The 22,317-nt window shown below is 59.4% G+C and carries 26 protein-coding genes, 1 tRNA gene and 1 pseudogene; 17 read left to right on the top strand and 11 right to left on the bottom strand.

Annotated features, from left to right (window positions below; genetic code table 11):
• Window positions 1–39: 39 nt before the first annotated feature.
• A pseudogene (locus Q1W70_RS00675) lies at window positions 40–1,324 on the bottom strand (NAD(P)/FAD-dependent oxidoreductase).
• Window positions 1,325–1,507: 183 nt separating this feature from the next.
• Between Q1W70_RS00675 and Q1W70_RS00670 the strand changes: the two are divergent.
• Window positions 1,508–1,584, top strand: a tRNA-Val gene (locus tag Q1W70_RS00670).
• Between the two features lie 497 nt (window positions 1,585–2,081).
• Here the strand turns inward: Q1W70_RS00670 and Q1W70_RS00665 are convergent.
• Entirely contained in the window at window positions 2,082–2,609 is a 528-nt protein-coding gene (locus tag Q1W70_RS00665) for a GNAT family N-acetyltransferase (RefSeq protein WP_265537463.1), read from the bottom strand.
• Between the two features lie 233 nt (window positions 2,610–2,842).
• Here Q1W70_RS00665 and Q1W70_RS00660 point away from each other — a divergent pair, with 233 nt between their 5' ends.
• Window positions 2,843–3,247, top strand: coding sequence for a hypothetical protein (locus tag Q1W70_RS00660; RefSeq protein ID WP_182344155.1), 405 nt, complete (start codon window positions 2,843–2,845; stop codon window positions 3,245–3,247).
• 19 nt (window positions 3,248–3,266) lie between these two features.
• Here the strand turns inward: Q1W70_RS00660 and Q1W70_RS00655 are convergent, their stop codons facing one another.
• A complete protein-coding gene (locus Q1W70_RS00655) occupies window positions 3,267–4,124 on the bottom strand; it encodes a LysR substrate-binding domain-containing protein (protein WP_265537464.1) in 858 nt (285 codons plus the stop codon).
• 97 nt (window positions 4,125–4,221) lie between these two features.
• Between Q1W70_RS00655 and Q1W70_RS00650 the strand changes: the two genes are divergently transcribed.
• Complete coding sequence (locus Q1W70_RS00650; RefSeq protein WP_166590563.1) at window positions 4,222–4,866, top strand: FMN-dependent NADH-azoreductase; 645 nt, start codon at window positions 4,222–4,224, stop codon at window positions 4,864–4,866.
• Here Q1W70_RS00650 and Q1W70_RS00645 read toward each other — a convergent pair.
• A complete protein-coding gene (locus Q1W70_RS00645; protein ID WP_166590564.1) occupies window positions 4,832–5,086 on the bottom strand; it encodes a hypothetical protein in 255 nt (84 codons plus the stop codon). The two genes, Q1W70_RS00650 and Q1W70_RS00645, sit on opposite strands and share 35 nt — an antisense overlap.
• A gap of 441 nt (window positions 5,087–5,527) precedes the next feature.
• On the opposite strand from Q1W70_RS00645, the gene Q1W70_RS00640 reads away from it, so the two are divergent.
• A complete protein-coding gene (locus Q1W70_RS00640) occupies window positions 5,528–5,983 on the top strand; it encodes a DUF2214 family protein (RefSeq protein WP_166590565.1) in 456 nt (151 codons plus the stop codon).
• Window positions 5,984–6,139: 156 nt separating this feature from the next.
• Here the strand turns inward: Q1W70_RS00640 and csrA are convergent, their stop codons facing one another.
• On the bottom strand, window positions 6,140–6,331 hold the full coding sequence (gene csrA, locus Q1W70_RS00635; RefSeq protein WP_008057174.1) for a carbon storage regulator CsrA: 192 nt from the start codon (window positions 6,329–6,331) through the stop codon (window positions 6,140–6,142).
• Window positions 6,332–6,578: 247 nt separating this feature from the next.
• Between csrA and Q1W70_RS00630 the strand changes: the two genes are divergently transcribed.
• Window positions 6,579–6,944 (top strand): SPOR domain-containing protein, encoded by a 366-nt coding sequence (locus tag Q1W70_RS00630; protein WP_166590566.1) that lies wholly within the window; start codon window positions 6,579–6,581, stop codon window positions 6,942–6,944.
• 277 nt (window positions 6,945–7,221) lie between these two features.
• Here the strand turns inward: Q1W70_RS00630 and Q1W70_RS00625 are convergent, their stop codons facing one another.
• From Q1W70_RS00625 to Q1W70_RS00615, 3 genes are all read right to left on the bottom strand, one after another.
• On the bottom strand, window positions 7,222–7,911 hold the full coding sequence (locus Q1W70_RS00625) for an endonuclease (RefSeq protein WP_166590567.1): 690 nt from the start codon (window positions 7,909–7,911) through the stop codon (window positions 7,222–7,224).
• Window positions 7,912–7,915: 4 nt separating this feature from the next.
• Window positions 7,916–8,116, bottom strand: coding sequence for a DUF1654 domain-containing protein (locus Q1W70_RS00620; RefSeq protein ID WP_306109755.1), 201 nt, complete (start codon window positions 8,114–8,116; stop codon window positions 7,916–7,918).
• Window positions 8,117–8,383: 267 nt separating this feature from the next.
• Window positions 8,384–9,472, bottom strand: coding sequence for an asparaginase (locus tag Q1W70_RS00615; RefSeq protein ID WP_166590569.1), 1,089 nt, complete (start codon window positions 9,470–9,472; stop codon window positions 8,384–8,386).
• A gap of 345 nt (window positions 9,473–9,817) precedes the next feature.
• On the opposite strand from Q1W70_RS00615, the gene Q1W70_RS00610 reads away from it, so the two are divergent.
• The 8 genes from Q1W70_RS00610 (at window position 9,818) to Q1W70_RS00575 (ending at window position 17,387) form a co-directional block, all read left to right on the top strand.
• Entirely contained in the window at window positions 9,818–10,264 is a 447-nt protein-coding gene (locus Q1W70_RS00610; protein ID WP_166590570.1) for a hypothetical protein, read from the top strand.
• Between the two features lie 152 nt (window positions 10,265–10,416).
• Window positions 10,417–11,373, top strand: coding sequence for a sugar ABC transporter substrate-binding protein (locus Q1W70_RS00605; protein WP_166590571.1), 957 nt, complete (start codon window positions 10,417–10,419; stop codon window positions 11,371–11,373).
• 57 nt (window positions 11,374–11,430) lie between these two features.
• A complete protein-coding gene (locus Q1W70_RS00600) occupies window positions 11,431–12,984 on the top strand; it encodes a sugar ABC transporter ATP-binding protein (RefSeq protein ID WP_166590572.1) in 1,554 nt (517 codons plus the stop codon).
• On the top strand, window positions 12,981–13,958 hold the full coding sequence (locus Q1W70_RS00595; RefSeq protein WP_302098511.1) for an ABC transporter permease: 978 nt from the start codon (window positions 12,981–12,983) through the stop codon (window positions 13,956–13,958). The genes Q1W70_RS00600 and Q1W70_RS00595 overlap by 4 nt, the downstream gene beginning before the upstream one ends.
• A gap of 2 nt (window positions 13,959–13,960) precedes the next feature.
• Entirely contained in the window at window positions 13,961–14,980 is a 1,020-nt protein-coding gene (locus Q1W70_RS00590) for a LacI family DNA-binding transcriptional regulator (RefSeq protein WP_166590574.1), read from the top strand.
• Window positions 14,981–15,003: 23 nt separating this feature from the next.
• Window positions 15,004–15,921: a ribokinase gene (gene rbsK, locus Q1W70_RS00585; RefSeq protein WP_166590575.1), complete on the top strand. Its 918-nt coding sequence runs from the start codon at window positions 15,004–15,006 to the stop codon at window positions 15,919–15,921.
• Window positions 15,918–16,322 carry a D-ribose pyranase gene (rbsD, locus tag Q1W70_RS00580; RefSeq protein WP_166590576.1) on the top strand — a complete coding sequence of 135 codons (405 nt, stop codon included), beginning with the start codon at window positions 15,918–15,920 and terminating at the stop codon, window positions 16,320–16,322. Before rbsK ends, rbsD begins: the two co-directional genes overlap by 4 nt.
• Window positions 16,323–16,358: 36 nt before the next feature.
• Window positions 16,359–17,387, top strand: a complete 1,029-nt coding sequence (locus Q1W70_RS00575) for a nucleoside hydrolase (RefSeq protein ID WP_302098510.1) — start codon at window positions 16,359–16,361, stop codon at window positions 17,385–17,387.
• 32 nt (window positions 17,388–17,419) lie between these two features.
• Here Q1W70_RS00575 and Q1W70_RS00570 read toward each other — a convergent pair whose 3' ends face one another.
• Window positions 17,420–17,632: a hypothetical protein gene (locus Q1W70_RS00570; protein ID WP_166590578.1), complete on the bottom strand. Its 213-nt coding sequence runs from the start codon at window positions 17,630–17,632 to the stop codon at window positions 17,420–17,422.
• A gap of 132 nt (window positions 17,633–17,764) precedes the next feature.
• Here Q1W70_RS00570 and Q1W70_RS00565 point away from each other — a divergent pair, with 132 nt between their 5' ends.
• Window positions 17,765–18,070, top strand: a complete 306-nt coding sequence (locus Q1W70_RS00565; RefSeq protein ID WP_166590579.1) for a hypothetical protein — start codon at window positions 17,765–17,767, stop codon at window positions 18,068–18,070.
• 170 nt (window positions 18,071–18,240) lie between these two features.
• Window positions 18,241–18,555 carry an I78 family peptidase inhibitor gene (locus Q1W70_RS00560; protein WP_166590580.1) on the top strand — a complete coding sequence of 105 codons (315 nt, stop codon included), beginning with the start codon at window positions 18,241–18,243 and terminating at the stop codon, window positions 18,553–18,555.
• Between the two features lie 73 nt (window positions 18,556–18,628).
• On the opposite strand, the gene Q1W70_RS00555 is transcribed toward Q1W70_RS00560, so the two are convergent.
• Both Q1W70_RS00555 and Q1W70_RS00550 read right to left on the bottom strand, forming a co-directional pair.
• The gene (locus tag Q1W70_RS00555; RefSeq protein WP_003179963.1) at window positions 18,629–18,841 is read right to left on the bottom strand and encodes a cold-shock protein; all 213 of its coding nucleotides are present in this window, start codon (window positions 18,839–18,841) and stop codon (window positions 18,629–18,631) included.
• 296 nt (window positions 18,842–19,137) lie between these two features.
• On the bottom strand, window positions 19,138–19,434 hold the full coding sequence (locus tag Q1W70_RS00550) for a hypothetical protein (RefSeq protein ID WP_166590581.1): 297 nt from the start codon (window positions 19,432–19,434) through the stop codon (window positions 19,138–19,140).
• 375 nt (window positions 19,435–19,809) lie between these two features.
• Here Q1W70_RS00550 and thrS point away from each other — a divergent pair, with 375 nt between their 5' ends.
• Complete coding sequence (gene thrS, locus Q1W70_RS00545; RefSeq protein ID WP_095169244.1) at window positions 19,810–21,732, top strand: threonine--tRNA ligase; 1,923 nt, start codon at window positions 19,810–19,812, stop codon at window positions 21,730–21,732.
• Entirely contained in the window at window positions 21,732–22,283 is a 552-nt protein-coding gene (infC, locus tag Q1W70_RS00540; RefSeq protein WP_172435341.1) for a translation initiation factor IF-3, read from the top strand. The genes thrS and infC overlap by 1 nt, the downstream gene beginning before the upstream one ends.
• Window positions 22,284–22,317: the final 34 nt, after the last annotated feature.

Below are 22,317 nucleotides of genomic sequence, written 5' to 3'. Positions count from 1 at the left end.
TCCCGGGCGCAGCGATAAAGCCGCGCCCGTAGGGTGGGATCAGAAGTCGAACTTGTCCCGCAGGCCGTAGTACCACGCCCCCAGCGCGGCGAACGGGGTGCGCAGCAACTGGCCGCCGGGGAAGGGGTAGTGGGGCAGTTCGGCGAAGGCATCAAACCGCTCGGCCTGGCCACGCAAGGCTTCGGCCAGCACTTTGCCGGCCAGGTGGGTGTAGGTGACACCGTGGCCGCTGCAGCCTTGGGAGTAGTAGATGTTGTCGCCCAGGCGCCCGACCTGGGGCAGGCGTGACAGGGTCAGCAGGAAATTACCGGTCCAGGCGTAGTCGATCTTCACGTCCTTGAGCTTGAGGGAAGGCCTTGAGCATTTTCGGCCGGATGATCGCCTCGATGTTCGCCGGATCCCGGGCGCCATACACCACGCCGCCGCCGAAAATCAGGCGCTTGTCCCCGGAGAGGCGGTAGTAGTCGAGCAGGTAGTTGCAGTCTTCGACGCAGTAGTCCTGGGGCAACAGGCTGTTGGCCAGGGCTTCGCCCAAGGGCTCGGTGGTGATCACTTGGGTGCCGCAGGGCATCGACTTGGCGGCGAGCTCCGGGACCAGGTTGCCCAGGTAGGCATTGCCGGCCACGATGATGAACTTGGCGCGCACCTTGCCCGTCGGCGTGTTCACCACCGGGTTGGCACCGCGTTCGATGCGCACCGCCGGCGACTGCTCATATATCGTGCCGCCCAGGGATTCGACGGCAGCGGCTTCGCCCAGCGCCAGGTTGAGCGGGTGGATGTGGCCGCCGCTCATGTCGAGCATACCGCCCACGTACTGCTCGCAGGCCACGACTTCACGGATGCGGGTTTTGTCGAGCAGTTCGAGTTGGCTGTGGCCGTAGCGCTCCCATAGACGTTTCTGCGCCTCCAGGTGCCCCATCTGCTTGCCGGTGATGGCGGCAAACACACCGCCGTCCTTCAGGTCGCACTGGATCTGGTACCGGGCGACACGGTCACGGATGATCCGCCCACCTTCAAAGGCCATCTGCCCCAGCAACTGCGCCTGCTTGGGGCCGACACTGCGCTCGATCACATCGATGTCGCGGCTATAGCTGTTGACGATCTGCCCGCCATTGCGCCCCGAGGCGCCAAAGCCGACCTTGGCAGCCTCCAGCACCGTCACCCGAAACCCGTTCTCCAGCAGGAACAGTGCACTGGACAATCCGGTGTAGCCCGCGCCAATCACGCAGACGTCGGTTTCCACCTCTTCCTGCAGCGCAGGGCGCGCCGGCACGGTGTTGGCCGACGCGGCGTAATAGGATTGCGGATAAGGAGTGTTCGCCATCCCGAAGCCTCTGTTTAATATATTTTACGAATGCAGCGATCCTACCTGAGTTAAAAATCCACTGCCAGCGGGCGCAAAACCCGGTTTGCCGCAGCAAAATTAAATATTTTGCATATTCATAGGGTTAGGTGAAAAAAAGGTGTTGACACCCCTGCGCAATTCCGTAGAATGCCGCCTCACAGCAGGCACGTAGCTCAGTTGGTTAGAGCACCACCTTGACATGGTGGGGGTCGTTGGTTCGAGTCCAATCGCGCCTACCAAACAAAATCCGCTCTGCTGGGCGGTCTAGAAGGGCTCACCGAAAGGTGGGCCCTTTTTTGTTGTCTACGATTTGCAAAACTTTTGCAAAACTCCCACCTCAGAGCGCCAAATCGGCGCCTACCACCACATATTCAATCTTCTTCTCGCCGTGCCCCACCTGATAGTTATGCCCATCAGCGCGTGGATGTATTTCTGGAGGAATTTCTGACGCCTCTAAAGCAAGGATCTCGTTTAGCGTGGGGCGCCCGCCATTCGAAACATGGTCTAGCGTTGTTGCTGAGGTTGTCGAGGTATCGGGTAACGATCCATCACCCTGAATGCCATTGTTCGAGCGAAGTGGAAGTGACTACGGGGGGGCAGTCGTGTATCCGCCAATGAAGGTGGTGATCAAAGCAATGGATGCCAGTTTCTTCATGAGTCTTCTCCCTGTGTTCTCCAGAGCATAGGCGGAAACCTTCAGGGGCAAGACGCGCAAGGGACGAACGTTGACAGCTAGTCACTCCGACTGGGAAAGCTCGCAGCGCATCACAACCATCCCGATGTCAGCCTTGTCAGTACGAAAGGGTATTTCGCCCAGTACCTGAAAGCCGCAGCTTTCATAGAAGCGCTGGGCAGCGCTGTTGGACTTCAGCACATCCAGCCATAGGGCGCTTTCCTTGCGGGTTTTTGCTGACTGCTGAATGAACTGCAGAAGTTGCTTGCCGTAGCCTTTACCCGCCTGAGACTTGAGGAAGTAGATTTTCTGCAGTTCAGCGCCAACCTCGCCAGACACGGGGATTGATCTGGACCAGTTGACCTTGGAAAAGCCTATGGCTCGACCTTCCTCGTTGAATACCAGGAGCCAGTTGTGGTGGGCGGGGGCTTCGATGGATTTCTCAAGTTCGCAGATTGAGAAGTCTTCGTTGAGAAAGTGCTGCATTCCTGCGGCGCTCCACAGATCAGAAAAGTGCTCGCGGTACGTCTCGATACCTAGGTTGCGAAGTCGGTGGATGTCTTCCCTGGTGGCTTCTCGAATGGTGATCACTGCCTGCTTCCTGCATTGGGTTGATGCTGACCAATACCGGGAGCACCACATGATTACAAGTGCAAGGTGCTCCATCGCGCGGATTGTTGTCGGGCGACTTCGGTTCTAATCCCTTCTGCCCAAGCCCATTCTCTTTGGTCTTGAGCGACCGCTTTGCATTGGACGCCCATCCTGGCGGCTGCAATTCTGCGTTTCAGCCCGCAGAGGCTGCCCTCAAGGAAAAGGAGTCCGCCATGCTCGGTTACTACGCGCAATACAGTCAGTACTACATCACCACCTTGATGATCGTCACCACGCTGTTTTTTGCCCTGCCGATCTTTATCGCGCCCATTGCCTGGGCCCGGGCGATGCGTTGGACGATTCCCGAACATCGGCACCTGGCGATCTATTTTGGCCGCTGCCTGGGGGCGTTCATCCTGGTGGTGGAAGTGGCAATGTTGCGTTCTGCAACCACCGGTACCAGCTTCAGCTACGCCTTTGACATGCTCTTTGTGGTGTTCGCGCTGATGTTCGTGGTGCATGTGTATGGTGCGGTGAAACGTATCCAGCCGATTACGGAAACCCTGGAAATCGGTTTCTGGATGATCCTGTTGGTGCTCAATACGCTGTTTTATCCGGCAACGTCTATCACCCTGTAGGGGGGGCAAGCCCGGGCTGTTACGGCTCCCTGCGCGTCGCGCAATACTCGACAATCAGTGCCGAAATCGCCGCCACGATCAGTTGGTCCGCTTCAGGCGCGGTAAACAGTCGGAACTGCGCATCAGGCAAGTCCGGCAAGCCATGCTCGGCACCCAGCGCCGCCAGACCCTGGCCCAATTGGCTGGCCGCCATCGGTGCCAGGGCAAAGCCGGACAGCGCCGCAGCCCGCAATCCGGCAGTGCTGGTGCAGGACATTGCCGTGCGTTGGGCGATGCCCGCCTGGGCCAGGCGTGTCAGCGCCACCTCGCGGTAAGGGCACGGCTCCGGGAAGAGCGCCAGGGGCAGGGGGCTGGGTAGCGAGGTCACAGGCTGTGCTGGGCCTGCCCACACCAGGGGTTCCTGCCACAGCAGTTGACCTGGCTCGTCGGTTTCGCAGATCGAACCGATCACCAGCTCCAGATGGCCGTGTTTCATCTGGTTCAGCAAGGTGCCAGGGATGCCCACCTGGATGTCGATTTCCAGGCCCGGGTACTGCGCGGCAAACGCCTGCAGCGCGCGCAACAGCCGCGCCTCGACAAAATCCTCGGACAGTCCGATTCGCAGTCGCCCGTGAAAGGGCGTGCGAGTCAGTTGCGCCCAGGCATCCCGGTTCAGCGCGAGGATCGTGCGGGCATAGGCAATCAGGCGTTCGCCGTCGGGTGTCAGTTGCTGGGAGCGGGTGGTGCGTTTGAGCAGCGGTTTGCCGATCTGCTCTTCCAGGCGTCGCAAATGCCCGCTGACGGCGGATTGGGTCAGGCTCAGTTTGTCGGCGGCGCGGCTGAAGCCGGCTTCATCGACCACGGTGACAAAAGTCTTGAGTAGCAGGATGTCGAACATAGTTATAATCGTGATTAATTGAGTGGTTAATCACAATTTATATTTCAATCTACGCTATGTTGCAATGCCCTCCAGATTCCCGCTCTCGAGGTCATCCATGACTAGGCTTGTGCATATTGAATGTTCCCCCCGTAAACAGCGTTCGGCATCTCTGCAGGTGGCTCGCAGTTTCATCGCGCGTTATCAGGAGCATCACCCGGACACCGAAATCGTCACCCTCGACTTGTGGGGCATGGCGCTTCCGGAGTTTGATCAGCATGCCATGGACGCCAAGTACGCCGGGCTTGCAGGCACAGCCTTGACGCCCGCGCAGCAAGCCGCCTGGAGCACCTTGAGGGCGTTGGCCGAGCCGCTGCATCGTGCGGACCTGCTGGTGTTGTCCGTGCCGTTGTGGAATTTCAGTATCCCTTACAAGCTCAAGCACTTCATCGACCTGGTGTCGCAGAAAGACCTGTTGTTCGGGTTCGACCCGGAGCGTGGCTTGTATGGCTTGCTGCACAACAAGAAGGCGGTGGTGGTCTACGCCCGCGGTCTGGATTTTTCGCCGCAGTCGAGCACGCCGGCGCAATATTTCGACTTCCAGGAGCCTTACGTGGCGGCCTGGCTGCAATTTATCGGGATCACTGATTCCCACGCGGTGATTATCGAGAAAACCATTCTGGGCGAGGCGCAGGATTTACCGGCTCGCGAGGCTGCGACTGAGCAGGTCAGGCGTTTGGCGGACAGCCTTTGTCGCCGTTGAGGGGCACCAAGGTCAGGGGGCATACGCGTTCGGCGTTCAGTTGCTGGCACGCGGCCTCGGCCTCCGGACGGCTTGGGTAGGCTTGTTGCAAGCGCAGCTTGTCCTCGTTGTCGTAGAGGTTAAATCCGCTGGCGGATGCCTTGCAGTAGGAGCGCTTCCCTCCGCGCAAGGATTGGGTCTGGGCAGGAATCGCCGGTACTACAACAAATCTTGGAACCATGCTCGCCTCCTCTGATCCGCGTGGCCGTGAGCTTAAGCATTAGCGGCAACTTGCCACTAGTTCAAGGGCGTGGGCTGGAATTCCGATGGGCAACCGTTTTTACCGAAGGGTCTACCGGTTCGATGTTGGGAGGCAGTCGCTCGTTTTCGTCATGGCGTAGATGGCGGTACCAGCCACAAACGGCCATGCCGAGCGTGATGATGACCAGGGTGAGAAGTGCGATGGCCGCGTAGATGATCACAAGTGTCGTAAAGCCTCGTGGGACTAGTCCTACAAGCGTAGGCCTGTCACGCCGGTAATGATGTAGGGAGAATCTGACTCTGACTCTGACTCTGAGTGCTGATGTTAATGGTGCGGCGATTGGTGCGTGGCAGGCGAAGTCCCGCGCGATGAACTACTACTGAGGCAGGTGTTTTTTCCGTCTTGAAGGGGGCTAAAGCCATGGCTGCTCACTGGTTGCTTGCGGCGGTTCATCTATTGGCCTATGCCCTCGCGTTGTGGGCGGTGCTGGCCCGTGCTTCGGCTTTTCGACGAGTGACGGCCGATGGCGGCGGTGCCCGCAGTGTGTTGCTGGCCGACAACGTTTGGGGTGTTTCGGCGATCATCCTGTTGCTGACGGGTGTGATGCGGGCCTTTGGTGGCTACGAAAAGGGTACGGACTACTATCTGCACCAGCCGCTGTTCCACCTGAAAATGGGCGTGTTCATCCTCATTCTGCTGTTGGAAATTGCGCCCATGCGGGCGTTGATCAAATGGCGGATCGCATTGGGGCGGCAGGCCCCGATCGATGTCGGGCGCACAGCGCTGTTCGCCAGGATCTGTCATGTCGAGGCGTTGTTGATTGTGCTGATGGTGGTGGCCGCCACGGGCATGGCGCGCGCAGTGGCGTTCGGCTGACGGCCCGCAAGGGCGTCGCTTTCGACGGGAGAAAAGAGAATCGGCTGACAGCGTCGTCTGGGGTTATCCCGTTAGTATCGACGTTGTTGGGGGGCACAGAATCTTTAGCCAGCCATTACTCTAAAAAGCAGGCTGGCTACTGATTGCTGTTCAAGCTCAGGTTTGCGGTTTTTCCGGGGCAGTCAGGCCTGCCTGGATGCGCTGGTAGATTTCTTCTCGATGCACCGCAACGTCTTTCGGGGCATTGATGCCGATTCTGACCTGCTGGCCGCTAACGCCCAGAATGGTGATGGTAATGTCGTCACCGATGTTTATGCTTTCACCGACTTTGCGGGTGAGTATCAGCATGATCTTCTCCTTGATAGCTTTGTAGGGCACCTGACTCACGTACAGATGTCGGTAATACGTATAGATTAGTGCGAAGTGTCACGGTTTGGGTGCTTCTTTCTGACGCGTAGACGCTGCATTAATTCCCGGGGTGCGACTATACAGAGGCTGCAATCATCATTCTCGTTGTTTTATCCCCTGTTTGCTTGGGTTGAGAGGCATTTTTGAGTGATAAGATCAGCGCCTTTGGCATTCAGAGGGAAAAGCTGTGCGCAAATTGATGTGGGTGATCGCGGTATTGGCGCTGACCGGGTGCGGTGAGCAGGCCGGGCAAGGGTCGAAGAAGCCCCAGGCGCCGGTTGTGGCCAATCCGGCAGAGGTCGCTGTGCCGCAGTGGGATGTGTTGGTGCAAGGTTCGACTCCGCAGGCTGTCAGCGATCTGACCGGGTGGTTGATCGAGCATAGCTTTGTTTCCTACGTCGTCACGCAAGACGGCAAACAACGTGTGTTGGTAGGGCCATTCAATTCCAAGGCTGAGGCCGAAACCCGCCAGGCTCAGGTGGCCGCTGCTCTGGTCAAGGCGAAGAAGCAGAATATCGAGACCCTGATCATCGAGCACAATAGCGTTAAGTAAAACCTGCCTGGTTATCCGTCTATGGGGTAACGACTCATCACTTTCAGAAAGGCGCCCATGGCTCGCGCGGCCCCTTACTCTGTGTTCGACGCCGTCCTGCAACGAAAGCAGGTGCTGAGCCCATATCTGATGCGCGTAACGCTGGCCGGCTCCATGGTGACCGGCTGAGCGTCAGATTCCTCGGCAGTTGCTCAACCTTATGGGGTCGTGGCGGTACGACAAGGCTGGAAGCTAGCTGCTCGTCAAAGGCCCGGGGCGTTATACCCCGGGCCTTGTCTTAGCTGCAGAGTTTCATGTCGACCGGACCGACAAACTCATTGGCGCGACCCATGACGCAAGCGACCTTCTGGTTACGCTGGCGCTCCCAGACTTGCACCGGGTAGGTCTTGTTCCAGGCTTCGTACAATTGCCGATCCTGCTTGGACAGGCGCAGGCCGTACTGCTTGCTCATGTAGAAGTAGGTACGCGCGATCATGCCGCGGATGGAGGGGCGCGGCATGACCTTCTTGGCCTTGAAGTCGACCTGGGTCAGGCACGAACCATATTGTCCGCTTTGTACCGGCAGCCAGCCGAAACTGAAATTGCTGCGGTCGCCGTTCACCTCGCCGATGCTGGGCACCAGGTTGTGCAAGTCGGCCTCGGCGCGCTGGTAGGTCGGGTCATGGCGGGTGCAGTTCTGCCGCCCACCTTCCTGCCAGCACTGACGCTGATGGCCGATCTGCCAGGCCGGCACGATGTGTTCCCATTCGATACGTGCTGCGCGGTTGGCGTTTTTCCGTGGCACGTAGCCACAGCCCACAAGGTCGACCCGATTGCCAGTGTACTTGCAGCCGCAGTAGAACTCGGTGGACTGCGGCGCGTAGAGCGTCCAGGCGATCTTTTTCGCTTCGTTAAACGTACGTGGCGCCTGCGCGTGTGCGCTGGCCGCCACCAGGAGTAGCAGCAACGCAAAACAACGAACCATCATCGACTCAGTCTTCCTTCGGCACTACCCAGAAAATCTGCACGCCACCGTCGTCGCGATGGGCGAGGGTGACGTTGTCGTTCTCGGCGATTTCCTCCAGCAGACGTTCCCACTCATCGACCGGCTCATCGGGGAGGCGGAAGATCAGTGCGGCTTTGGCTTTTTGCGCGTTCGGCGAGTTGATGATTTTTTGAATGCGTAAACCCATGCGTTCGTAAGAGCCGGGTGGGTTGCTGTTTGCTTGGGAAGTGGCCACGGGAGAGTCCTTATTAAGCTGTACGTGTATACAGTATTTAACTGTAAGCATTTTCGCAACTGCTTAAAATTCAAGAAGATCTTTCAGACCACAGGTTTTGCATTTTGGTGTGTGTCGGCAGGTTTTTTTTGCAGTGCTTGCGCCAGGGTGGCGCTGACTCGCCCGGGCGGGCGAGTCAGGAGGGCAAGCGTGCGACCCGGGCGGGCCGCACGCACTCGATCAGTATTCCCAGAACATCCGTTGCAGCTCTTTGCTGTCGGATGTCTTGGTCAGGGCAACCATGGCCAGGATCCGGGCTTTTTGCGGGTTCAGGTCATGCGCCACGACCCAGTCGTACTTGTCGTCTGGCTGTTCTGCGTTGCGCAGGACAAAACCGCCGGCATTGACGTGGGAAGAGCGGATGATCTGCACGCCATCCTTGCGCAGGGCCTGCAGGGAAGGCACGACGCGCGAGGACACCGAGCCATTGCCGGTACCGGCGTGGATGATTGCCTTGGCACCGGACTGGGCCAGGGCCTTGTACGCGGTGTCGCTGACATTGCCGTAGGAGTAGGCGATCTCTACGTCAGGCAGGCTCTTGATGGTCTTGATATCGAATTCCGAATCCATGGTGTGGCGCTTGGCTGGCAGGCGGAACCAGTAGGATTTGCCTTCGACGACCATGCCCATCGGGCCCCATGGGCTCTTGAACGCTTCAGTCTTGATGTTGACCATTTTGCTGACATCACGACCCGACTGGATCTCGTCGTTCATGGTCACCAGCACGCCTTTGCCGCGTGCGTCCTTGCTGCCGGCTACCGCGACGGCGTTGTACAGGTTGAGCATGCCGTCTGCCGACATGGCAGTGCCTGGGCGCATCGAGCCGACCACGACGATTGGCTTGTCGGTCTTTTCCACCAGGTTGAGGAAATAGGCGGTCTCTTCCAGGGTGTCGGTGCCGTGGGTGATGACGATGCCGTCGACGTCCTTGCTGTCAGCCAGCTCGGCCACGCGGCGGCCCAGTTGCAGGAGGTTTTCGTTGGTGATGCTTTCGGAGGCAATTTGCATCACTTGCTCACCGCGAACATTGGCCACCTGGCTCAGTTCGGGTACGCCGGCGATCAGTTGCTCGATCCCGACTTTGGCGGCCTGGTAGGTTGCGCTGTTGGCGGCGCTGGCGCCGGCGCCGGCAATGGTGCCGCCGGTAGCGAGGATCACCACATTCGCCAGTTTTTGCTGGTTGGCGACTTCTTTTGCCTGCAGGGCTGTCGGCAGAAGCAGCAGGAGGGCCAAGGCGCCCGGAACAAGGGTGTTGAAGGCAGATTTCATTATTTTCTCTCTAATAGTGATGACGGTGCTGATGCAGGTTCATCTAGATTCCCCCAGGCCGATCTGTATGCCGGGGGTAGGGGGTTAGAGCAGGATTTGTACCAGTCGGGAAGGAGGTGCAGATAACTTTTAAGTTGTTGATTTATAAAGATTAAATTCTGTTGTGTGAGGCTGGTGTAACAAAGCATGTCCGGGATTCCGACGAAATCTGCGGAAAGTGTTCGGTTGTCCGAAAGCTCCTACGATCTGAATGGATACGCCCTACGTGATTGGGAAAGTTTGGCACTCAAGTAAACGCTGCCCCGGCCGATGCTTCTTGAAGGATCACTATTTCAAGGAGCTCAGATGACCACTGCAATCGGTTCAACCTCAGGCCTGACGGTTCGTGTCAGCGACAAACCCCTGGTGGTTGTCCAGGCGTCCGACAAGACACTGGCAAATGCCTCGGGCGAAGTGTTGGCGGTCGAGGAGGAAGGCGCAGGCAAGCCGGTGGTCAGTTCCAGGCTACAGGCCGAGGACAGCCCGTCCGCCGAAGAGTCCGGCGGCAGTGTCCTGGTGCAAGCCTTGCAAGAGCGCATGAGGGAATTGCAGGCGTTGTTGCAAAAGCAACAGGCGCAGTTGGCTGCTGCACAGGCGGCGTCCTATCCGACGCCTGAAGCCAAGACGACGGTGGTGGCGGGCATTCAAGGGCAGATTGCCTCGACCAGCGCGGCGCTGATGCAAACCGCGGCGGCCCTGGCCAAGGAGTTGGGCAAAGGTTCGTCGGGCGGTTTGGTCAATACCACCGCTTGAGCATCCAGGCTTTGGCCAGTCGTTGACAAATAGCGGCAGGGTTCCCATAGTTCGGTCTACGCAAACGTTTGCGCAGTGGTGCCCGTGAAGAACAGCCATGGCTGTGGCACTGCAGGCGTTGCTCACAATAATCATAAGATCGGAGTGAACCCATGAAGCTGCCATTCGCTGGACGTCTTCTTGCTGTCGCTATGCTGGCTGCCGCCGCCACCGCTGTGCCTCTCTCTTCGGCTTTCGCCGATACCCCTGAAAAACCCAAGGTCGCCCTGGTCATGAAATCCCTGGCCAACGAGTTCTTCCTGACCATGGAAGATGGCGCCAAGGCCTACCAGAAAGAACATCCTGGCGATTTTGACCTGGTCTCCAACGGGATCAAGGACGAAACCGACACCGCCAACCAGATTCGTATTGTCGAGCAGATGATCGTTTCCAAGGTCAACGCGCTGGTGATCGCACCCGCCGACTCCAAGGCGATGGTGCCGGTGATCAAGAAGGCCGTCGACGCCGGCATCACAGTGATCAACATTGATAACCAACTCGACCCGGATGTGCTCAAGAGCAAGAACATCAGCGTGCCTTTTGTCGGCCCGGACAACCGCAAGGGCGCACGCCTGGTTGGGGAGTACCTGGCCAAGCAACTCAAGGCCGGTGACGAAGTCGGCATCATCGAAGGGGTTTCCACCACCACCAACGCCCAGGCACGTACCGCGGGCTTCAAGGATGCGATGGAGGCGGCGCAGATCAAGGTGGTATCGCTGCAGTCCGGTGACTGGGAGATCAATAAGGGCAATCAGGTCGCCTCCTCGATGCTCAGCGAATACCCACAGATCAAGGCCCTGCTGGCCGGTAACGACAGCATGGCGGTAGGCGCCGTTTCCGCAGTGCGAGCGGCAGGCAAGGCGGGCAAGGTGCAGGTGGTGGGTTATGACAACATCAATGCCATCAAGCCGATGCTCAAGGATGGTCGAGTCCTGGCCACCGCCGACCAGTTCGCAGCGAAGCAAGCGGTGTTTGGCATCGAAACCGCGCTGAAAATCCTCAAGGGCGAAAAGGTCGACAGTGGTCCACAAGGCGTGATCGAAACGCCGGTTGAGCTGGTCACCCAATAACCCGTCTGGCATCACAATGGCGCTCGCCCGTGCGGGCGGGTGCATGGAGAGTTTGTTATGTCAGTGAGTGCCTCGAGCGCGGTCCTTGCGGTCAGCGGTATCGGCAAGACGTATGCGCAGCCGGTGTTGACCGGCATTGACCTGACGCTGATGCGCGGCGAAGTGCTGGCGCTGACCGGTGAGAACGGTGCCGGCAAAAGCACGCTGTCGAAGATTATCGGCGGGCTGGTCACCCCGACGACCGGGCATATGCAGTTCCACGGGCAGGAGTACCGTCCGGGCAGTCGTGCCCAGGCCGAAGCCCTGGGGATCCGCATGGTCATGCAGGAGCTCAACCTGCTGCCGACCTTGTCGGTGGCGGAAAACCTGTTTCTCGACAACCTGCCCAGCAACGGCGGCTGGATCAGCCGCAAGCGTCTGCGCAGTGCCGCGATCGAGGCCATGGCTCAGGTCGGCCTCGATGCAATCGACCCGGACACGCTGGTGGGCGAGCTGGGTATCGGTCATCAGCAAATGGTCGAAATCGCCCGCAACCTGATCGGCGACTGCCATGTGCTGATTCTCGACGAGCCGACAGCCATGCTGACGGCCCGTGAAGTCGAGATGCTGTTCGAGCAAATCAGCCGCCTGCAAGCCCGGGGCGTGGCGATCATTTATATCTCCCATCGGCTCGAAGAACTGGCGCGTGTGGCCCAGCGCATTGCGGTGTTGCGCGACGGCCACTTGGTCTGCGTCGAGCCGATGGCCAACTACAACAGCGAGCAACTGGTCAACCTGATGGTCGGCCGCGAGTTGGGCGAGCACATTGACCTGGGGCCGCGGCAGATAGGGGCTGCGGCGCTCACGGTCAGCGGTTTGAGTCGGGCGGACAAGGTGCTGGATGTGTCCTTCACGGTGCGCGCCGGGGAAATCTTCGGGATTTCCGGCTTGATCGGCGCCGGGCGTACCGAGTTGCTGCGCCTGATCTTCGGCGCCGACGCGGCGGACAGTGGCACGGTGGCCTTGGGTTTTCCCGCGCAGGTGGTGAGCATCCGCTCGCCGGCCGATGCGGTGGCCCACGGGATCGCGCTGATCACCGAGGACCGCAAGGGTGAGGGCCTGCTGCTGACGCAGTCGATCAGCGCCAACATCGCCTTGGGTAACATGCCGGAGATTTCCAGGGGCGGGGTGGTCAACCCGAGTGCGGAGACCGCGTTGGCGCAGCGGCAGATCGACGCCATGCGCATTCGCAGCTCCAGTCCGACCCAGCTGGTGGGCGAGCTGTCCGGCGGTAATCAGCAAAAGGTGGTGATCGGCCGCTGGCTCGAACGCGAGTGTTCGGTGTTGATGTTCGATGAGCCGACTCGCGGCATCGACGTGGGGGCCAAGTTTGATATCTACGCCTTGCTCGGCGACCTGACGCGCCAAGGCAAGGCGTTGGTGGTGGTGTCCAGTGACCTGCGTGAACTGATGTTGATTTGTGACCGAATTGGCGTGTTGTCGGCGGGGCGGCTGGTCGAGACCTTCGAGCGCGACAGCTGGAGCCAGGATGATTTGCTTGCTGCCGCTTTTGCCGGCTACCAAAAACGTGATGCGTTGCTCAATGAAGCAGCGCCTAGGGATCTTCCATGAAAACTGCAGTGTCCGCTGGCAAACGTAGTGGCAACTTTTACGGCCTGGGTACCTACCTGGGCCTGGCCGGTGCCTTGCTGGCGATGATTGCGCTGTTCTCGGTGTTGAGCAGTCATTTCCTGTCGTACGACACCTTCAGCACCCTGGCCAACCAGATTCCCGACCTGATGGTGCTGGCGGTCGGCATGACGTTTGTGCTGATCATCGGCGGGATCGACCTGTCGGTGGGTTCGGTGCTGGCCCTGTCGGCGTCCACGGTCAGCGTGGCGATCCTCGGCTGGGGCTGGAGCGTCCTGCCGGCAGCGTTGCTGGGCATGGCCGCTGCGGCGCTGGCCGGGACTATTACCGGCTCGATCACCGTGGCCTGGCGCATTCCCTCGTTCATCGTGTCCCTGGGGGTGCTGGAAATGGCCCGCGGCGTGGCCTACCAGATGACAGGCTCGCGCACCGCCTACATCGGCGATGCCTTCGCCTGGCTGTCCAACCCCATTGCCTTTGGCATCTCGCCGTCGTTCATCATTGCGCTGCTGATCATCTTCATCGCCCAGGCAGTGCTGACCCGCACCGTGTTTGGGCGCTATCTGATCGGCATCGGCACCAACGAAGAGGCGGTGCGCCTGGCGGGGATCAATCCCAAGCCGTACAAGATTCTGGTGTTCAGCCTGATGGGCCTGCTGGCAGGCGTCGCGGCACTGTTCCAGATCTCGCGCCTGGAGGCGGCGGACCCCAATGCCGGTTCCGGCCTGGAGCTGCAAGTCATCGCGGCCGTGGTGATCGGCGGGACCAGCCTGATGGGTGGGCGCGGCTCGGTGATCAGTACCTTCTTCGGTGTGCTGATCATTTCCGTGCTGGCGGCAGGGCTTGCGCAAATTGGCGCCACTGAGCCGACCAAACGCATCATTACCGGTGCCGTGATTGTGATTGCAGTGGTGCTGGACACCTATCGCAGCCAACGCGCCCGGCGCCGGAGCTAACCATGGCAACGATCAAGGATGTGGCGGCACTCGCGGGGATTTCCTACACCACGGTGTCGCATGTGCTGAACAAGACCCGACCGGTGAGCGAGGAGGTGCGGCTTAAAGTCGAGGCGGCAATCCAGCGCCTGGACTACGTGCCCAGCGCCGTGGCCCGCTCGCTCAAGGCCAAGACCACCGCGACCATCGGCCTGCTGGTGCCCAACAGCCTAAACCCGTACTTCGCAGAGTTGGCCCGGGGCATCGAGGACTACTGCGAGCGTAATGGCTACTGCGTGATTCTGTGCAATTCCGACGATAACCCGGACAAGCAGCGCAGCTACCTGCGGGTGCTTCTGGAAAAGCGCATCGATGGCCTGATCGTCGCCTCCGCCGGTGGTGACAGCGGGCTGGCCCAGGGCCTGGCGGGCGTGCGCACGCCGATGGTGATTGTCGACCGCGGGCTGGAAGGGCTGGATGCGGACCTGGTTCGTATCGACCACGAGTACGGCGCCTACCTGGCGACCCGACACCTGCTGCAATTGGGGCATCGCGACATCGCCAGCATCGGCGGTCCGGCCCACACCAGCGTGGCCCAGATGCGCCTGGCCGGTTTCTGCCGGGCGCTGAAAGAGGCGGGGGTGCAGGTGCCGACCGAGCGTATGATTGAAAGTGACTTCACCAGCACCGGCGGTTACAACGCGGCGGCGGTGCTGCTGGCGAGTAACCCACCGACGGCGATTTTCGCCGGCAACGACATGATGGGCATCGGCGCGCTGCGCGCGGCCGCTGAACGCAACATCCGGGTGCCGAGCGAGCTGTCGGTGATCGGTTTTGACGACATTCAAATGAGCCGCTACGTCTACCCGGCGCTGACCACGGTCGGCCAGTCGATCCTGCAACTGGGAGAGATGGCGGCGCAAGTGCTGTTGCGCCGGATCGCGGCTCCCCAATTGGCGACCGATCAGCAGATCGTGACGCCCAGCATTGTCTTGCGAGAGTCGACAGCGCCGTTGTCCGGCGTCTTCGACTCGTTGCGCTGAAGCGACTTGATGAGTATCGATACATGCCAGCGAAAGTAGTGGTTGTAGGCAGTTTGAACATGGACCTTGTGACTCGCGCGCCGCGCTTGCCCCGTGGCGGAGAAACCCTGATCGGCCAATCGTTTGCCACGGTCTCGGGCGGCAAGGGCGCCAACCAGGCGGTGGCCGCGGCACGCCTGGGCGCACAGGTGGCGATGGTCGGCTGTGTCGGCAGCGATGCCTATGGCAGGGAGCTGCGCGAGGCGCTGCTGGCCGAGCAGATCGATTGCCAGGCACTCAGCACTGTCGAGGGCAGCAGTGGCGTGGCGCTGATTGTGGTCGACGACCACAGCCAGAACGCGATCGTGATAGTGGCCGGTGCCAACGGCGCGTTGACCCCGCCCGTGGTCGATCAGTTCGACGCGGTCCTGCAGGCGGCCGATGTGCTGATCTGTCAGTTGGAAGTGCCGTACGACACAGTGGGGCATGTGCTGCGCCGTGGCCGCGAGCTGGGCAAGACCGTGATCCTCAACCCGGCACCGGCCAGCGGTGCGCTGCCAGTGGATTGGTATGGGAGCATCGACTACCTGATTCCCAACGAAAGTGAAGCCGCGGCGCTCAGCGGGCTGCCCGTGGAATCCCTGGAGACGGCCAAAGCCGCGGCGAGCCAGTTGATCGCCATGGGCGCTGGCAAGGTGATCATCACCCTCGGTGCCGAAGGTTCGTTGTTTGCCAATGGCCAGGGCTTTCAGCACTTCCCCGCGCCCCGGGTGACGGCGGTCGACACCACGGCGGCCGGCGATACCTTTGTCGGTGGTTTTGCCGCGGCATTGGCCGGCGGCAGCAACGAGGTCGAGGCCATTCGTTTTGGTCAGGTGGCGGCCGCGCTGTCGGTGACCCGTGCCGGCGCGCAACCTTCGATTCCTCGCCTGTCCGACGTTCAAGGATTCAGCGCCCCATGAAAAAGACCCCATTGCTCAACGTCGCCCTGTCGCGGCTGATCGCCTCACTGGGGCATGGCGACATGCTGGTGATCGGTGATGCCGGACTGCCGGTGCCGCCTGGCGTCGAATTGATCGACCTGGCCCTGACCCAGGGCATTCCTGATTTTGTCAGCACCTTGAAGGTGGTGCTCAGTGAGATGCAGGTCGAAAGCCACGTGCTGGCCGAAGAAATCCTGCTCAAGCGGCCGCCGGCACTGCCGGAACTCGAGGCGCTGACGGCCCGGGGGGCGATCGGCGAGCGGCGCTTGCTCAGTCACGAGGCTTTCAAGCAACTGAGCCGCCAGGCCCGGGCGATTGTGCGTACCGGCGAATGCCAGCCCTACAGCAACATCGTGCTGGTGGCCGGAGTGACGTTCTGAACCTGATTCGTTTCATTCACGCACAAGGAGTGCGCCATGCGTCGCTATGCTCAACAGATTCATCATCTATTCAGGAGCCTGCTGCTTTTGTCCCTGCTAACCGCTACCAGCGCTCACGCGGCGCCCAGGATTGATCTGATCATCGACACCGACCCGGGTGCTGACGACGTGGTGGCGCTGCTGTTTGCCCTGGCGTCGCCCGAGGAGCTGAACATTCGCGCCCTGACCACCGTTGCCGGCAACGTTCGCTTGGACAAGACCTCGCGCAATGCGCGGCTGGCCCGGGAGTGGGCAGGGCGCGAGGAGGTACCGGTGTATGCCGGCGCGCCGAAGCCGCTGCTGCGCACGCCGATCTATGCCGAGAATATTCACGGCAAGGAAGGTTTGTCCGGGGTGGCAGTGCATGAGCCCAAGGCCGGGCTGACCGAAGGTCATGCGGTCAACTACCTGATCGACACCCTGCGTGCAGCCAAGCCCCACAGCATCACCATCGCCAGGCTAGGGCCGCAGACCAACCTGGCGCTGGCGCTGATCCAGGCTCCGGACATCACCCAGGGCATCAAGGAAGTGGTGGTGATGGGCGGTGCCCACTTCAATGGCGGCAACATCACCCCGGTGGCCGAGTTCAACCTGTTCGCCGACCCGCAGGCAGCCGAGGTGGTGCAAAAGAGTGGGGTGAAGCTGACGTACCTGCCGCTGGACGTGACCCACAAGATTCTCACCAGCGAGGCGCGCCTGCAGCAGATTGCCGCGCTGAACAATAAGGCGAGCAAGCTGGTGGGCGATATTCTCAATGAATACGTCAAAGGCGACATGGAACATTACGGCATGACGGGCGGCCCGGTGCACGACGCTACCGTGATCGCTTACCTACTCAAGCCTGAACTGTTCAGTGGGCGTGCCGTGAACGTCGTGGTCGACAGTCGCGAAGGCCCGACCTTCGGCCAGACGATTGTCGACTGGTATGACGGCCTCAAGGCGCCGAAAAATGCCTTCTGGGTGGAAAGCGGCGATGCCCAGGGCTTCTTCGACCTGCTGACCGCGCGCCTGGCGCGGCTGAAGTAAGGCGTGTCCCCGTGGGTGCCAGCCTGCGGGGGTTATTCGCGCTCCAAAGCGCTGGTGGCTTTGTGCTCGGAAGGGTACTTCTCGAAAATCTGCGCGATGAAGGTGTGGGCCGCATCGGCTCCCAGTTCCTTGACCAGTAGATCGATACTGATGATTGCAAGCTCTTCCGGACTACCAGGGCTGTAGGAGCTATGGCCCTGTGGCCATTTGGCTTTGATGTCGGCGTCGATACTTACGGTGGTCATGATGGCGCTCGTGAAGTCGGAAAAGTCTGAGAGAGGAGTTAACCATTTTGCCGCGCATTTGGCACTCCGACTTAGGCATCAAAGGAGGGCTATGCGACACTTGGTCTTTGATTACTGTCCAAGGACCCTGCTGTGCAGATTGATTTGAACACCCCGGACGGCTTGAGCCTGGAGGCGGTACGCCAGTTACTCGCGGCTGCCAGCGACGATGAGCACACCCAATTGCGCGTGACCAAGGGCGGTATTGCCTACATTTCCTCGGGCGTTGTCGGTGGTAGCGAGATCGACGGCCTGCTGTTTCGCCTGGAGACCTGGGCCAAGGGCTCTGGTTACGTCGGACGAATCGCCGCCAGCGATGAAGTGTGGGTCATGCAGATCTTCAATGCGCTGAAGGAGAACTGGCCCAATCCTCCTTACGACTACATCGACGTCTATTGAGCCCTGTTCATATTCAGTGACGATTGTGCGCTGAACAGGGTGCGATGGCTCAGGCAAACTTGCGCGCTCGACGCGTTTGAGGGCAAGGTGATGGCCGCGACCATGAACCAAACGCCTCAATGGTGGTCGGTTGTCGCACGAATTCAGCTTAATTATTGTAAGGAGGCTTCATGCCTTGGAAGCTCGCGTCATTGGGTACTGTGTTGGCCGTGGTCACGTTGGCCGGTTGCAGCAGCACCGCCGAGTCGGCAAAAGACCCCGTAGTGGCAGAGGCGGGCAGTGGTCGCTGTGATGCCAAAGCCGCCGAATTCACCATCGGCAAGAAAGCTTCGCCACAATTGCTGGAAGAGGCTCGCACCCGTTCCGGCTCACAGAGTGCCCGGATCTTGCGGCCGAACGACATGATTACCTTGGAATACCGTTCCGATCGCTTGAACCTGAACACGGATGCTGGCCTGGTGATTACCCGGGTCAACTGCGGCTGATAGTTAAGCGGCTGGAATAACGCCCATAAAAAACCCCGTCACATGGACGGGGTTTTTTTAGTGCGCCTGGAAATTACTCTGGGCGAACTTGTGCAGCTTGCATACCCTTTTGGCCTTTCTCAGCCACGAAGGAAACGGTTTGGCCTTCTTTCAGGCTTTTGAAACCGTCGCTTTCGATAGCTTTGAAGTGTACGAACAGGTCGTCACCGCCACCTTGAGGAGTGATGAAGCCGAAGCCTTTTTCATCGTTGAACCATTTAACGGTGCCGGTTTGGCGATTAGACATGGTGTATCTCCAAGAAACATATATTTTCAGTAGTACTGTGCTGCTCAGGCCAACTGGGCACACCGGGGTATCATAGTCGAAATGTTCGACTTGGAACCCCCCCAGCAGCACGGTTTGCTCTGCTGTCGCGCTTTCTTTCTCGCTGAAATTGCCTGGAAGCCCCGGTTTACAAGGGTTTCAGCCAAAAATAAAAGCGATAAAAAAAGCTGTAAAACCTGCATAAATTGTTGGTTCTGGCAGTTTTTTCGCCGTTTCAGGCCACTTTTCGGGGTAAAAATCCCCGCTCAAAACGCTGTTTACTGGGCCTTGCAGGCGGCAATTGCGCCTTGCGCCTTTTTCACCAGTTCAGGTGAGGGCGGGGTCTGCTTGCTCATCAGTTGGGTGATTTCCTGGGTGGTGAACTTCTTGTTCAGTTCGTCGGCACCACAGGCGCAATGTTTCGTGGCGTTTGCCTCGCCAATGGTTTGGGCGGCAGCCTCGGTGCAATCCTTCATGAAGGCATCACGCGCGCCTGCAGGCCAGGCTGCTTGGGCGCTGAGCGGCAGCAGCATGGCCAATGGCGCGGCAAGGGCAAAAAGACGGATAAGGCGCATGACGGAAACTCCTGTGGGTCAATAAGGTGTCGCGATTCTCAGGGTGTTTGAGGGGGTTCGTACATCTCAAGTTCACTTGTGGCGGCAAATTCGCGGCAACGCAACAAGCGCGCGGCGATGACCGTTCATCTGTGCTAGCATCCCACGCTTGGGAATTTTCAGGCCCTGGACGATCTATTCGCCAGGTGCGGTTGATGCCCGAAGAACCCTGATTTGATCTCCAGTCACTCTGGTTCGGTTCCCGGTTGGCCGCAAGTCTCCTGCCGCTGTAAGGCAGGCGTTCATCATTGAATGGCCTGGACTGAATCGCGTACTGGCTGCTCATCCCAACCCACGTGACCTTTGGTAGGGGTCACCACTAGGAGAGGAGGCGCCATGCCCACTATTACTCTTCCCGACGGTAGTCAACGTTCGTTCGATCATCCGGTATCCGTAGCCGAAGTCGCCGCATCCATTGGTGCTGGCCTGGCCAAGGCCACCCTGGCCGGCAAGGTCAACGGCAAGCTGGTCGACGCCTGCGATGTCATCGACAGCGACGCCACCCTGCAAATCATCACGCCTAAAGACGAAGAGGGGCTGGAGATCATTCGCCACTCTTGCGCACACCTGATTGGCCACGCGGTCAAGCAGCTGTACCCGACGGCGAAAATGGTGATCGGTCCGGTCATCGACGAAGGTTTCTATTACGACATCGCCTACGAGCGTCCTTTTACTCCGGACGACCTGGCGGCCATCGAACAGCGCATGCACCAGCTGATCGAGAAAGATTACGACGTGATCAAGAAAGTCACCCCGCGCGCCGGTGTGATCGACGTGTTCACCCAGCGTGGCGAGGACTACAAGCTGCGTCTGGTCGAGGACATGCCGAACGAACAGGCCATGGGCCTGTACTATCACGAAGAATACGTCGACATGTGCCGCGGTCCGCACGTGCCGAACACCCGCTTCCTGAAATCCTTCAAGCTGACCAAGCTGTCTGGCGCCTACTGGCGCGGTGATGCCAAGAACGAGCAGTTACAGCGCGTCTATGGCACCGCCTGGGCCGACAAGAAGCAACTGGCGGCCTACATCCAGCGCATTGAAGAAGCCGAGAAACGCGACCACCGCAAGATCGGCAAGCGCCTGAACCTGTTCCATCTCCAGGAAGAAGCGCCGGGCATGGTGTTCTGGCACCCGAACGGCTGGACCCTGTACCAGGTACTCGAGCAGTACATGCGCCAGGTGCAGCGTGACAACGGTTACCTGGAGATCAAAACTCCACAGGTCGTTGATCGTAGCCTGTGGGAGAAATCCGGGCACTGGGCCAACTACGCCGACAACATGTTCACCACCCAGTCGGAAAACCGCGACTACGCCATCAAGCCGATGAATTGCCCCTGCCACGTGCAGGTATTCAACCAGGGCTTGAAGAGCTACCGCGAGTTGCCGATGCGCCTGGCCGAGTTCGGTGCCTGCCACCGTAACGAGCCATCGGGTGCGCTGCACGGCATCATGCGTGTGCGCGGCTTCACTCAGGACGATGCCCACATCTTCTGCACCGAAGAGCAGATGCAGGCCGAATCCGCTGCATTCATCAAGCTGACCATGGACGTTTATCGCGATTTCGGCTTTACCGAAGTCGAGATGAAGCTGTCCACTCGTCCGGAAAAACGCGTCGGTTCCGACGAGCTGTGGGATCGCGCCGAGTCAGCACTGGCCGCAGCGCTAGACAGTGCGGGCCTTGCGTACGATCTGCAGCCGGGTGAGGGTGCGTTCTACGGTCCGAAAATCGAGTTCTCGCTAAAAGATTGCCTCGGTCGCGTCTGGCAATGTGGTACCTTGCAGCTCGATTTTAACCTGCCGATCCGTCTGGGAGCCGAATACGTCTCCGAAGACAACAGTCGCAAGCACCCGGTCATGCTGCACCGGGCGATCCTGGGTTCCTTCGAGCGTTTTGTCGGGATTCTGATCGAGCATTACGAGGGCGCGTTCCCTGCGTGGCTGGCTCCGACCCAGGCAGTGATCATGAATATCACTGATAAACAGGCAGATTTTGCCGCTGAAGTTGAAAAAACTCTCAATCAAAGCGGTTTTCGTGCCAAGTCCGACTTGAGAAATGAAAAGATCGGCTTTAAAATCCGCGAGCATACTTTGCTCAAGGTTCCCTATCTCTTGGTTATCGGGGATCGGGAAGTCGAGATGCAGACTGTCGCTGTGCGTACTCGTGAAGGTGCTGACCTGGGCTCGATGCCCGTCGCCCAGTTCGCTGAGTTTCTCGCGCAAGCGGTTTCCCGGCGTGGTCGCCCAGATTCGGAGTAATTATTATTAAGCGTGAAATGAGACAAGATAAACGAGCTGCACCGAAAGCCCCGATCAACGAGAATATCTCGGCACGCGAGGTTCGGTTAATTGGGGCTGAAGGCGAGCAGCTTGGGATTGTGTCAATTGAAGACGCGCTTCTTAAGGCTGAAGAAGCCAAGCTCGATTTGGTGGAAATTTCCGCCGATGCAGTACCTCCTGTCTGCAAGCTGATGGACTACGGCAAATCGATCTTCGAAAAGAAGAAGCAGATTGCTGCGGCCAAGAAGAACCAGAAGCAGATCCAGGTTAAAGAAATCAAGTTTCGTCCAGGGACGGAGGAAGGGGATTACCAGGTAAAACTGCGCAACCTGGTACGTTTCCTGAGTGATGGGGACAGGGCCAAGGTATCCTTGCGATTCCGCGGCCGTGAGATGGCCCACCAGGAGCTGGGGATGGAACTCCTCAAGCGAGTTGAAGGTGACTTGCTCGAGTACGGTTCGGTCGAACAGCATCCTAAGATGGAAGGACGCCAACTGATCATGGTCATCGCCCCGAAAAAGAAGAAGTAATCATCAGGGCACGGCAGGCCTTCTGATTATGTTT

The sequence above is a fragment of the Pseudomonas kielensis genome, assembly GCF_030505375.1.
Lineage (GTDB): Bacteria > Pseudomonadota > Gammaproteobacteria > Pseudomonadales > Pseudomonadaceae > Aquipseudomonas > Aquipseudomonas kielensis.
Note: the sequence above shows the minus strand (reverse complement) of the source record. Positions and strands in the feature narration are given on the sequence as shown.

Excerpts from the sequence above, each read along its gene's own strand:
- Q1W70_RS00570 (WP_166590578.1), bottom strand. The coding sequence starts at position 17,632 with ATGACCACCGTAAGTATCGACGCCGACATCAAAGCCAAATGGCCACAG.
- Q1W70_RS00625 (WP_166590567.1), bottom strand. The coding sequence starts at position 7,911 with ATGATGGTTCGTTGTTTTGCGTTGCTGCTACTCCTGGTGGCGGCCAGC.
- thrS (WP_095169244.1), top strand. The coding sequence starts at position 19,810 with ATGCCCACTATTACTCTTCCCGACGGTAGTCAACGTTCGTTCGATCAT.
- Q1W70_RS00595 (WP_302098511.1), top strand. The coding sequence starts at position 12,981 with ATGAAAACTGCAGTGTCCGCTGGCAAACGTAGTGGCAACTTTTACGGC.
- Q1W70_RS00600 (WP_166590572.1), top strand. The coding sequence starts at position 11,431 with ATGTCAGTGAGTGCCTCGAGCGCGGTCCTTGCGGTCAGCGGTATCGGC.
- rbsD (WP_166590576.1), top strand. The coding sequence starts at position 15,918 with ATGAAAAAGACCCCATTGCTCAACGTCGCCCTGTCGCGGCTGATCGCC.
- Q1W70_RS00555 (WP_003179963.1), bottom strand. The coding sequence starts at position 18,841 with ATGTCTAATCGCCAAACCGGCACCGTTAAATGGTTCAACGATGAAAAA.
- Q1W70_RS00640 (WP_166590565.1), top strand. The coding sequence starts at position 5,528 with ATGGCTGCTCACTGGTTGCTTGCGGCGGTTCATCTATTGGCCTATGCC.
- Q1W70_RS00550 (WP_166590581.1), bottom strand. The coding sequence starts at position 19,434 with ATGCGCCTTATCCGTCTTTTTGCCCTTGCCGCGCCATTGGCCATGCTG.
- rbsK (WP_166590575.1), top strand. The coding sequence starts at position 15,004 with ATGCCAGCGAAAGTAGTGGTTGTAGGCAGTTTGAACATGGACCTTGTG.
- csrA (WP_008057174.1), bottom strand. The coding sequence starts at position 6,331 with ATGCTGATACTCACCCGCAAAGTCGGTGAAAGCATAAACATCGGTGAC.
- Q1W70_RS00655 (WP_265537464.1), bottom strand. The coding sequence starts at position 4,124 with ATGTTCGACATCCTGCTACTCAAGACTTTTGTCACCGTGGTCGATGAA.
- Q1W70_RS00615 (WP_166590569.1), bottom strand. The coding sequence starts at position 9,472 with ATGAAATCTGCCTTCAACACCCTTGTTCCGGGCGCCTTGGCCCTCCTG.
- Q1W70_RS00590 (WP_166590574.1), top strand. The coding sequence starts at position 13,961 with ATGGCAACGATCAAGGATGTGGCGGCACTCGCGGGGATTTCCTACACC.
- Q1W70_RS00610 (WP_166590570.1), top strand. The coding sequence starts at position 9,818 with ATGACCACTGCAATCGGTTCAACCTCAGGCCTGACGGTTCGTGTCAGC.
- Q1W70_RS00650 (WP_166590563.1), top strand. The coding sequence starts at position 4,222 with ATGACTAGGCTTGTGCATATTGAATGTTCCCCCCGTAAACAGCGTTCG.
- Q1W70_RS00605 (WP_166590571.1), top strand. The coding sequence starts at position 10,417 with ATGAAGCTGCCATTCGCTGGACGTCTTCTTGCTGTCGCTATGCTGGCT.
- Q1W70_RS00575 (WP_302098510.1), top strand. The coding sequence starts at position 16,359 with ATGCGTCGCTATGCTCAACAGATTCATCATCTATTCAGGAGCCTGCTG.
- Q1W70_RS00660 (WP_182344155.1), top strand. The coding sequence starts at position 2,843 with ATGCTCGGTTACTACGCGCAATACAGTCAGTACTACATCACCACCTTG.
- Q1W70_RS00560 (WP_166590580.1), top strand. The coding sequence starts at position 18,241 with ATGCCTTGGAAGCTCGCGTCATTGGGTACTGTGTTGGCCGTGGTCACG.
- Q1W70_RS00645 (WP_166590564.1), bottom strand. The coding sequence starts at position 5,086 with ATGGTTCCAAGATTTGTTGTAGTACCGGCGATTCCTGCCCAGACCCAA.
- Q1W70_RS00620 (WP_306109755.1), bottom strand. The coding sequence starts at position 8,116 with ATGGGTTTACGCATTCAAAAAATCATCAACTCGCCGAACGCGCAAAAA.